Genomic DNA, 9840 nt, shown 5'->3' on the forward strand with positions numbered 1-9840 from the left:
GCAGTACCGGCCCGACACCCTCGACGGCTTCATAGCCGGCACCGGCCTGGCCGTCGACACCCCAACGTCACCCTAGCCAGCCGAAGTCAGTAACGCCGTCCGGGAAACCAGCGAGTATGCGGGCATGGCCGCACCGGTGCGTCTGCGTGACATTGATGACGCTGAGGGAGAGCGGCTGCTGCGGATCATCCGCAGGGGCACCGGGTCGGTGGTGACCTGGCGGCGGGCCCAGATGGTGCTGCTGTTCGCTCAGGACATGCCAGCGGCGCGGATCGCCGAGGTCTCGTTCACCAGCGACGACCGGGTCCGGGACGTGATCCACAACTTCAACACCGACGGCTTCGAGTCTCTGTATCCGAAGTACTCCGGCGGCCGGCCCAGAACGTTCACGCTGCTTCGAGCGGCGCGAGAACAAGAAGATCGCCAAGTCGAAGCCGACCGAGCAGCGGCCCTCGCCGCTTGACAAACGGCATTAGGAATCGATGGCAGGTGATCAAAGTTCGCTGGCACAGGACATCTTCACCGGTGTCCCGTCCCGGCGAAGACTCACTGATCGCCCTCGTCGATTGACCTCTGCGGGGTTCGTGCCATCGGACCCTGACTTTCCAGGTCAGGTGGATGTGGTCAGCGTCGCGCAAGTGGGCGCGGCGCTCACCCGAGGGTGTGGCTGTCGTGGTCGAAGGCGAGCCGGAACTCCGGGAAGCGTGTCCTCTTCGGATCCAGCAGGTCGATCAGCGTGACCAACTGCGTCTGCAGATCCTGCAGCCGAGTGATGGCCGGGGCGGTGTCCGCAGCGAGCCGGTCCATGTCCGCCAGCAGGACGGAGAACCACTCGGCGAAGTCGTTGTCGTGCTTCAGCTTCGCGCAGAACTCCGCGTAGCCCAGACAGCGACGCTGACCCGGCTCACCATCGGGATGGACCATCAGTTCGCCGATGGCCCGCTGCTGAACGCGGAACAGGCGCAGCTCATTGCTCACCGGATCGATCCTGGCCAGGCTCGATCCGATCCGTGAGATCTGCCGCATGACCTTCGTGTTGACGCGGCTCCGGCCAAGGTCGAGGAACTGGATGTCACGGCGCAGGATCTCCACCCAGCCCAGATACTCGGCGAGCACGAAGACTGTGCTGCGCCGCACGAAGTCGGCCTCGCGATCGGTGCCCCGTGCGAGGAAGGATGTCAGGAAGCCGGCGCCGCGCGAGGGGTCCAGGTCGACGACGTGGCCGTGCAGGATGTTGTAGAGCCTGGTCTGCAGATCGAACGTGGCCCACGCCAGGGAGGCTCCGTACCGGTCCATGTAGTTGCGTTGCTCCCATGACCGCAGGCGGCGTTGCTGCCAATAGCTGACAAGCGCGGCAACCGCCGCACTGGAGACGGCGACGATCGCCGAGACCAAGGACAACGAGTCCATGCATCCCCCCGGGGGTCACGGTGTCATCATGCGCCGCCAGGTTATGGGACAGCCCTGCCCACGTTCGATGGCGCGAACCGCACAGCCGTGGTCAGTTGACTCGTGACCTGGGGCCGGCATCAGACCCAGGCACTCACCGATCACTGCACAGCAATTCACTCAGTGGCCGGTGGTACGGAGGACGACGTGATCGAACTGGACCGCGGCGTCGTCAGCGAAGTCGGGACATCCTTCGGGATGTGACCGCCCCGGACCTCGCCGGGGCCCGATTCCTCCGTACCGGGGTCCGGCGGCCCGGCCCGGCGATACCGTGGTGACACACGCCAGAGAGACAAGCCCAGGAGACCCGGATGAGCCAGCAGCCGGCCCCCGCGCCCGCCCGCCAGCCCCTCGATGAGCACGCCGCCGACTCGGTCCGCGCGTACGCGGCCGCGGAGCGCGCCAAGACGGACGTCCTCGCCTCGGTGCTGGAGGATATCGCCGCGAACGGCTACCCGGCACCTGAGTCCGGCGTTGTCTGGGAGACGGCCCGGGACGCCCACCTCGCCCACCTCGCCCACCTCGCGGACGAGCAGCCCCGTGTCGCCTGAGCACGCCGCACGCCGATCCCGCGTCATCATGGTGGAGCCCGCGCTCACCCAACTGGCGAAGCTCACCGCGAGCGAGACACACCGCCTGGACCGCGCGATCGTCGCCATCAGCGTCAACCCGGAACTGGGCACCGAAGTGCCCGACACCCTGCTGCACGACTACACGGACGAGGTCGACGGGGTACGGGTCATCTACTTCGTCACAGCGCTGCGGACGATCACGATCGTCGCGTACGTCGAAGCCTGAAGGCACAGCAGCAGCGCCCGCGGATCCAGTTGGGCCGGGGCGCCGTGGGTGCTGGTGGTCCGGGGCGCCGGAGACGATGATGATCGAAGGCGGAGGCCGCGGACGGTGGGGGTCGTTGTCTCGGTTGGAGACCGGCCACCATGGGCTTCAGGCCCTGGCTGTCGTGGGTGTTGGCGGCGGAGACGCCGACGACCAGCGGCAGTCCGTTCGCGTCCGACAGGACGTGCATCCTGGAACTCGGTTTACCCCGGTCCACGGAGCCGGGGCCTGTGAGTTCGCCCCATTTCTGGCCCGTACGTGGGCGGAGTCGAGGACCACGCGGGTAAGGTCGAGCAGTCCGCACTCGTCGATACGGGCGAGCACCGCCTCATGCAGCCGACCCCGGACACCGGCTCTGGACCAGATGACGAAACGCCGGTGGGTCGTCGACTTCGAGACCCCGAAGCACGGCGGGTTGGTGGTGGCGATGAACAGGCTCGGGTTGACCATGCTTCCGGCGCCGGAGCCTCGGCCGGCGACGCGAATGCCCATGGCACGGACATCGGCGACGACTTGGGCGACCGCGAGGAAGTAGGCCTCGAACCCGAGCCGGCCGATGATTCCGAGCTCGTAGTCGAGCTGATCCATCGCACGCTGGTCGAGATCCAGGCCGCGGGCGACCATCCCGGCCTCGCACCTCTGCCGCAGCAACCGCATCGCCCCCTGCGCATCCGCGTCGGCGCCGACGACGGTCGGCTCGGGGAAGTGCGGTGTCCCCAGGCCCAGGTCCTCCACCGGATCGAGGGTGCAGAAGTCCGCAACGGCGACGGTGTCGGCGATCAGCCGCTTTGCGCGCTGCTGGTCCGCTCCGGCCGCTGTGGCGACCCGCTTCGCGATGGCCGTCATGTCGGTGGGGTCTTTTGAGCCAGCGCTCTCCGCAGTCCAGGCCTCGCCGGTCGATCGGCCGCAGCAACCGTGCGGCGTTCAGCACGTCGGCGATCCGGTGCTGCGCCGGGTCGGCGCAGCGGACGGCGTTCGTGAGCACGGCCGGGATGGCGAGACGGTCGGCGAGTGCGAGGGTGTGCGCAGCCAGGCGGACGGGGCCGGGCCCGGTGCCGGGCAGGCTCCAGCACACGACCTCCAGCCGCAGGCCTTCGCCCGCGACCTGCCGCCACGGCGCCAGGAGCTTTTCGGCGAGGTCCGCACGGCCGGCTGCGGGAGCGGGCAGCGGTTCGGATGCGGGGCCGAGCAGCACCGTTAGGCCTTCGCCCGCGTACTGGTCGAGCTGCTCCCACGAGGCCGCCTTCGCAGCGCCTGTGGGGAACGCGGCAACATGGGCGGCGGACACCATCCGGCACAGCCGCCGCCACCCGTCTGCGTCCCGCCCGAGGAACGTCGCTGCAGGCAGATCGTCCGGGCGCTGACGTCGAGGACTTGGGCGACTCCTACGACGGTGGCGCCGCGGGCCCGGCGAGGAGCCGCCTGGCGTGGACGATCTCGGCGGGGGCTCCAGCGGGCCCCGCCACGGAGTCAAGGGGCCCGCAGGAGCGCTCCGTTGTGGACGCGTCCCTAGAAGGGTTCCGCGGCCCGGAGGAGGCCCTGCGGAAGATAGGGGGATTCGACGCGGATGTCCCAGCCGCGACGGCGAGCGTGGCAGGCCAGGGCGAGGATGTCGAGGTTGACGGAGGCGTCCGGATCGTCGGCGCGGTCGGCGACCTGGTAGTAGTCGCGGTGGGCTTCGAGCGCGTCGGCCAGGGCCAGATTGAAGCTCTCCTCGTCGCCCTCCACGAGCTGCGACAACAGCACGGCCGGCGGCATGGCGAAGCCCCAGTCCTTGGCCTTCTCGGCCTGCTGCAACGCCCGCTGCGCGGCCGGTTCGGGATCGTCGCCCTTCAGGTAGGCATGGAGGGCCTCCCGGTACGCGGAGAAGGCGGAACCGTCCGATTGCGCGAAGGCAGGACCGGTCAGGACCAGCGGGGCCAGGTCCTCGCGTGCGCCGGTGATCAGGGCGAAGGCAGTGGCCTTCTCCCAGTTGCCAGCGCCGGCCCTCTCGCCGCGCTCGGCTCGGTAGCTCAACGTGCGGCCGTCGACGGTCACCTCGGCCTCGGTGCCCGGCTCCGCGAGGGCGATGCGGAACAGGGCCGCCCCCGTCCGGGAGGCCAGCCTGAGGTTCGCGAGCTGGGCATCCGTCACATGGCCGGAGTCCTCCGCGCGCCACTTGAAAAGACGCTCCTGGTCGCTCATGACGCTGCTGAGCCGCCAGACGTCGAGGGGTTCTCCGTCGACGGCGGTGAACGCCTCCTGGACGTGCTTCTCGTAGAGGGCCTCCACCTGCGGGGTCACCGTCCGCTCGCAGGCCGGCCGCTCCACCACCAGCGGGCCCGCGGCGAGCGCGGCCACGGCGTCCGGCCGCCGATCCCTGCCGAAGCCCGCCACCCGGGGGCCGCGGCTCTCGAAGCCGATGATCAGAGCGTGCGGGAGGTAGCCAGTGCTGACGGCCGGTGCCCAGCCCAGGGTCCGGTAGGCGAGCGCGGCAAGGGCGATGGGGACAAGCGGGAGGAGAGTACTCGGGGAGGCCGAGGGGCCGTGCAGGGTGGTGTGCCTGGCCAGGAGGTCGGCCAGCGCGGCATCGAAGGCTTCCCGGTCCTCGGCTGCCAGGGCGCGCAGCGTGCGCAGCGCCATGCTGTCCGTCCGGTCCAGGAGGGGCTCACCGGTCTGCCCGGCGCGGGTGCGGATGCGGTCCAGGGCCGCGTCGATGGCGGCGATCTTGGCCTGCGCGCTCGGTGGGTACTCCTCGTCGTCGCCGGTGTCGTCCAGGACCACGGCCATCAATCCCGTGGCCAGTTCGCCGAGGGGCGTCCCCTGCGCCCGCCCGGCGAACTTCTCCCGGGCGAAGTGGAAGGCTTCGCCGTGCCATTTTGCCTTGTCCCTGAGGACCGACAGGCACAGCGCGTCGGTCCACTCCCCCGGCGTGACGTTCTCCTCGGGGGCATCCTCACCCGGGTCGTAGCTCATGCCGAAGTTCACGTACTCCAGGAAGACCTGGAAGCTGCAGTGCGGGTGGTATGCGGCGTAGGCGACGGCGCCGGCAGCGGCTTCGGAGGCGTCCTTGAGGGCGGCCTTGGCTTCCGGGGTGTCGAGGTCGGGTATCTCGACGGAGAGGGCACCCAGGTAGTCGAGGAACTCGTCGGCGATCGACTGCCATTCGTAGGTGGCCATCCGGCCGGCCCGCGACATGGACCGCACCTGACCCCCGATCCGGCTGGTGAAGTCCTCGCGCGCTGCCGACACGACGGCCCCGCTCACCTGGTGACGCTCTATCCGCACTGTCCTGCTCCTTGATCGAATCTCTGCGGACAGCCTAGGTGCGGGATCTGACAGGCAGCGGCTGCTGGACACGGGGGCCTCAGCCGGGCCGCGCCGAGGGTCTTGTGGCGGGTGCGGCCGGCGGCGGTGATGCGGGCCGCACCCGATGACGTGAACAGGTTGCGACTGAGCGACTGCCATGCCGCGCCGTTGGCTCGGAAAGCCTGTGGTGACCGGGCATACCGAGCGTCCGCCGTCGCCCGCCCCAGCCCGGTCGAGGCTGGGAGCCCCAAGCGCCTCCACGGCCGAGCGCGCCGAACGCCGGCCGCCGTTCTCAAGGCGATCTACGCGTACGACAGCCGGCGGACAGAGCCGTCGCGGGGCGACCTGGTGGATCTGCGGCGGCACCGGTCGGCGCCGGAGTTCGACCTCGGTCGCATCCTCGAAGACCGGAGAGCCCTACTGAAAGAGCACCTTCTGAAGAAGGGCGAAGGCGCTCTGTTCCTGATCGCCAACCAGTTCGACGTGCGCCACCGCAATGCCGGTCAACAAGGCGAGTACGACGAAGCGTTCCTCGACTGGATCTTCTGGTGGTACCTGGCCACAGTGGAACTGACCAATCGACTGATTGCGTCCCGCAGTGCCCCCCTTCGTGCCGGTGGCCCCAGGGGCACCGGCACGAAGGGGAGCTGCTGTGGTTTCAGCTCAGACGGTAGCCGAGGAGGGCGATGCCGGCGGCGGCGGCGCGGTGCTGGTAGGCGCGCAGTCCGGGGGGCGCCGGGGGGTGCGGGTTTGCGGGCGTTGTGGTGCCAGTGGCCGGTGAGTGCGGTGAGTGCGGTGAGGAACGGGGTGATGGCGTCGGGGCTGGTGGCGGTGGCGGGGGGTCGCGGAGCAGGCGGGCGACGTCTGCGGGTGCGTGTCCGGCGAGGACGAGTTGCGGGGCGAGGGACGCGGCGTCGATGCAGGCCGGGACGGTGGTGGCGTGTGCCCAGTCCACGAAGGTCACGCCGAGGTGGCGGTCGCGGACCATGTGGTCGGCCCGCAGGTCTCCGTGGGCGATGCGGTTGCCGCGGGCAAGGTCGGGCCGGGCGGCTTCCAGTTCGGCGAGCTGCGGCAGGCGGTCACGGGCGGCGGGGGCGAGGTCTGCCGGCGGGTCGCGGAGAAGTTCGTCCCAGCCGTGTAGACCGGCCGCTGTCGAAGGCGTGGTGCTCACCGCCGCTGCGTACGGCGCCGGGGCGGGGCTGGAGGTGAGCTTGTCCAGGAGCGCCCATGTCTGTCCGGCGTCGCCGGAGGCGGGGGAGAGGTCGGGGTGTGGGCTGTCGAGGTGGGCGATGACGACGGCGGTCCAGCCGGCGGCGTGGTGGATGCCCAGCAGTTTCGGGGCCGGGGCGCCGGGAGGCAGCGCGTCCAGGACGGCGGCTTCGTGGACGTTGGCGGCGGTGAGCGGGTCGTCGTCGGGGGCCGCCTTGACGAAGGCCCGTCGCCCGTCGGCCAGACGGAGGGCGGCGGCCAGTTGGTGGCCGAAACCGCCGCCTGGGGTGACGGTGTCGGTCACGGGTGCGCCGAGGGCGTCTTCGAGGCGGGCGCGCAGCGCCGTGGGGACGTCGGTCCATTGCAGACGGCCGCTGGTGGGCGGTACAGGCATCGGGCCAGCTTTCAGAGGTCCGGGAACGGTGACGGGGTGACGGGGGTGCGCGCCGAGCCGGACCGGGAGTCGGGGCTGAGGAGCGGGAGTCCGCGCTCTCAGCGCTCCAGCTCGGCGCCGGGCGCTCGTCGCCGCATCACGTGCATTGGCCGGTGTCCTCTGAGTGCAGAAGTGCAAAGGGCCGCCCGTAGGGGCGCCCTTGTAGTGCGGCGGGTGGGTCACGCGCTGTCGATTGGGGGCAGGTGGTGCAGCAGGGACGGCCCGATGCTGGCGGGCTCGGGCAGGAGGTGATCGGCCCCGGCGGCGCGCAGGGCGGCGGGAGGGTGCCGGCCTCAGACCGCTCCGAGCGCGACGACGCCGACAGCGCGGGCCGCGGTCATGCCGGTGGGGCTGTCCCCTACAAACACCGCACGCGCCGGTGGGGCGTCCAGCCGGCTCAGGGCGAGATACAGCCCGTCGGGAGCCGGTTTGGGCGGCGCGTCCTGCCGTGTGACGACGACCTCCAGCAGCTTGGGCAGGGCTGACCGTCCCCGTCACGCAGGTAGGGGCGGGCGGCCAGGGCCTGGTAGGCGTGCCTCCACCGTCCACACCAACCAGGAGGCATACAACGGCGACGCCTTCCCCCGCGGCCACGCCATCTACCTCGCCCGGCTCGCCGAAGCCCACCTCGGTCTTGGCGACGTCGACGCCGCCGTGGCCACCGCCCACGACGCCGTCGACCGAATGGGAGGCGTCACCTCCGCCCGCGGTACCCACATCCTGGAAGACCTGCGCAAGAAACTCGCCCGCCGCCGCGGGATACCCGCCGTCGCCGACTTCCTGGACTACACCAACACCGAGTGATCGCCCGGCGCTCCTTCAAGGCCGGTGAGCTTGGCGCAGCGCGGACGGTACGCCGACCGAACTGGGTGACTCAGCGCGGCGTGCGGCAGTTCGGGTCGGTGCAACTGCCGGCCAGCGCCAGTGTGCGGTCCTCTGGAGACGAGTCCAGCCATTCCGCGCGCATGGCCTGAAGCCGGGCGACGTCCGAGGCCAGGTCGGGCACCTCGGCCCGTAGGCTGTCGGCCCACTGCTGGGTGAGCGTCCGGCCGTTGACATACAGCTCGCCGTCCCGGTCACCGACCGGGAACAGCACGCCGCTCTGGGAGGGGATGACCATCGCACCCACCGGCTCGGAGACCTTGCCCCGGCGGACAAGCACCGCAGTGGCGGCCTGAGCGTCGGACAGAGCCTTCTCATCCAACGGAGGCATCGGCTCAGCCGCGGCTGTCAGAGGTGCGCAGTACAGTTCCGTCATGGCAACCAGGATCAGTCTGACCCTCGACTGCAAGGACGCGAAGCTCCTCGGCGGCTTCTGGAAAACGGCGCTGGGTTATGTCGACGAGCCGCCACCCGCTCCCTTCAAAACCCGCGAAGAGTGGCACGCGAGTTTCAACCTGCCGGCGGAAGACTCGGTGGACGACGTGGCATGGCTCTGCGATCCCGACGGCATCGGGCCCCGGCTCTCCATCCTCAAGGTCCCCGAGCCGAAGACGGCAAAGAACCGACTCCATATAGACGTCCGGGTGCCAGGGCACGGCAGCCCTGAGGAGCGATGGGCACGGATCCGGGCGAAGTCCGAGCTGCTGGTGAAGGCGGGCGGTATCACTCTGGAGGAGTTCAACGGGCACCACATAATGATGGCCGACCCGGAAGGCAATGAGTTCTGCGTCGCCGCTGCCCGGCCTGAGGGCTGACAGGGCGCGCGGCTGCTCCCCTGCGGTGCGTGACTGCGGGCAGGTCGTTGCCGGCCGCGGAGGGGGACCGACGTCAGATACGTGTGAAGCCTTCGGCAGGAGTGGGTCTGCGAGGATCAAGTTCCGTAAGCCCAAGGGCTTCACGTGGCCTCCAGTAACGCCTGCACCGCCGTCCTGGACGTCAGCAGGGATACCGTCGAGCACCTGGCCCGGCTCCTGCACCAGCACCGCGACACCCGTTCCTACCAGGGGCTTCACGCGTATCTGATCCCGGCTCAAGCCCGTCTGATGTCCCTGGTTCAGGAAGATCTCGAATCGGTCGGACGGGCGGCGGCATACTCTGAGCCTCGTCCGCACTATCTGGGAGAGTCATGACAAGTAGGTTCACCGAGTTGGCCGTTGACTGCCACGACCCCGAGAGGCTCGCGGTTTTCTGGTGCGAGGTCCTGGACTTCAAGGTGATCGACCGGAGCGAGGGCAAGGTCGAGATCGGCTCCTGGGTTCCGACCGTCGAGGATGTTCGGGCCCGTCAGATGTCGCCCACCCTGCTGTTCATCCAGGTGCCCGAGGGCAAGACCGTGAAGAACCGGCTTCACCTCGACGTCAGCCCGATCGACGGCAGCACCCAGGACGAGGTGACCAGATTGCTCGGCCTCGGCGCCACCAGGACGGATGTGGGCCAAGGCTCAGACCGAAACTGGGTGGTCATGGCAGACCCCGAAGGCAACGAGTTCGACGTCCTGCGCACCCTGGCACCGCAGAACTAGGGTGCGTATTCGGTTGTGATCAAGGGGCTGCTCGTGTGAGGTCCTTGATCCAGATCATGGAGGCGCGGAGGTGGAGTCCGGCGAGGTAGCTCCCCGGGGTCTTGTCGTAGCGGGTGGCGATGCCTCGCCATGCCTTCATCCTGTTGATCGCCCGCTCGAC

General features: G+C 69.7%; 10 protein-coding genes and 4 pseudogenes. 7 read left to right on the forward strand and 7 right to left on the reverse strand.

Annotation, left to right across the window (positions count from 1 at the left end):
* Positions 1-124 precede the first annotated feature (124 nt).
* A pseudogene (locus ABZY11_RS39620) lies at positions 125-443 on the forward strand (helix-turn-helix domain-containing protein); the annotation flags it as partial.
* A gap of 208 nt (positions 444-651) precedes the next feature.
* Here ABZY11_RS39620 and ABZY11_RS39625 read toward each other — a convergent pair.
* Positions 652-1410, reverse strand: coding sequence for a hypothetical protein (locus tag ABZY11_RS39625; RefSeq protein WP_356483822.1), 759 nt, complete (start codon positions 1408-1410; stop codon positions 652-654).
* A 350-nt stretch (positions 1411-1760) separates the two neighbouring features.
* Between ABZY11_RS39625 and ABZY11_RS39630 the strand changes: the two genes are divergently transcribed.
* Both ABZY11_RS39630 and ABZY11_RS39635 read left to right on the forward strand, forming a co-directional pair.
* Positions 1761-2000 (forward strand): hypothetical protein, encoded by a 240-nt coding sequence (locus ABZY11_RS39630; RefSeq protein WP_356483823.1) that lies wholly within the window; start codon positions 1761-1763, stop codon positions 1998-2000.
* Positions 2001-2028: 28 nt separating this feature from the next.
* Positions 2029-2247 (forward strand): hypothetical protein, encoded by a 219-nt coding sequence (locus tag ABZY11_RS39635; RefSeq protein ID WP_356483824.1) that lies wholly within the window; start codon positions 2029-2031, stop codon positions 2245-2247.
* Between the two features lie 130 nt (positions 2248-2377).
* Here the strand turns inward: ABZY11_RS39635 and ABZY11_RS39640 are convergent.
* The 3 genes and pseudogenes from ABZY11_RS39640 to ABZY11_RS39650 form a co-directional block, all read right to left on the reverse strand.
* Positions 2378-2700 (reverse strand): annotated as a pseudogene (locus ABZY11_RS39640) (IS5/IS1182 family transposase); the annotation flags it as partial.
* Positions 2698-3577: pseudogene (locus tag ABZY11_RS39645) on the reverse strand (DNA polymerase III subunit alpha); the annotation flags it as partial. The pseudogenes ABZY11_RS39645 and ABZY11_RS39640, both read right to left, overlap by 3 nt.
* 218 nt (positions 3578-3795) lie before the next feature.
* Complete coding sequence (locus ABZY11_RS39650; RefSeq protein ID WP_356483830.1) at positions 3796-5532, reverse strand: immunity 49 family protein; 1737 nt, start codon at positions 5530-5532, stop codon at positions 3796-3798.
* A gap of 438 nt (positions 5533-5970) precedes the next feature.
* Between ABZY11_RS39650 and ABZY11_RS39655 the strand changes: the two are divergent.
* Positions 5971-6171: pseudogene (locus tag ABZY11_RS39655) on the forward strand (hypothetical protein); the annotation flags it as partial.
* A gap of 61 nt (positions 6172-6232) precedes the next feature.
* On the opposite strand, the gene ABZY11_RS39660 reads toward ABZY11_RS39655, so the two are convergent.
* Positions 6233-7177, reverse strand: coding sequence for a phosphotransferase (locus ABZY11_RS39660; protein WP_356483825.1), 945 nt, complete (start codon positions 7175-7177; stop codon positions 6233-6235).
* A gap of 332 nt (positions 7178-7509) precedes the next feature.
* On the reverse strand, positions 7510-7695 hold the full coding sequence (locus ABZY11_RS39665) for an HAD-IA family hydrolase (protein ID WP_356483831.1): 186 nt from the start codon (positions 7693-7695) through the stop codon (positions 7510-7512).
* Here ABZY11_RS39665 and ABZY11_RS39670 point away from each other — a divergent pair.
* Positions 7688-8020, forward strand: coding sequence for a hypothetical protein (locus ABZY11_RS39670; protein ID WP_356483826.1), 333 nt, complete (start codon positions 7688-7690; stop codon positions 8018-8020). The two genes, ABZY11_RS39665 and ABZY11_RS39670, sit on opposite strands and share 8 nt — an antisense overlap.
* 70 nt (positions 8021-8090) lie before the next feature.
* On the opposite strand, the gene ABZY11_RS39675 is transcribed toward ABZY11_RS39670, so the two are convergent.
* Positions 8091-8429 (reverse strand): hypothetical protein, encoded by a 339-nt coding sequence (locus tag ABZY11_RS39675; RefSeq protein ID WP_356483827.1) that lies wholly within the window; start codon positions 8427-8429, stop codon positions 8091-8093.
* A gap of 43 nt (positions 8430-8472) precedes the next feature.
* Between ABZY11_RS39675 and ABZY11_RS39680 the strand changes: the two genes are divergently transcribed.
* Together ABZY11_RS39680 and ABZY11_RS39685 are read left to right on the forward strand one after the other, a co-directional pair.
* Entirely contained in the window at positions 8473-8913 is a 441-nt protein-coding gene (locus ABZY11_RS39680) for a VOC family protein (protein ID WP_356483828.1), read from the forward strand.
* Between the two features lie 371 nt (positions 8914-9284).
* Positions 9285-9680, forward strand: a complete 396-nt coding sequence (locus ABZY11_RS39685; RefSeq protein WP_356483829.1) for a VOC family protein — start codon at positions 9285-9287, stop codon at positions 9678-9680.
* Positions 9681-9840 lie beyond the last annotated feature (160 nt).

The sequence above is a fragment of the Streptomyces sp. NPDC006510 genome (assembly GCF_040611955.1).
GTDB lineage: Bacteria > Actinomycetota > Actinomycetes > Streptomycetales > Streptomycetaceae > Streptomyces.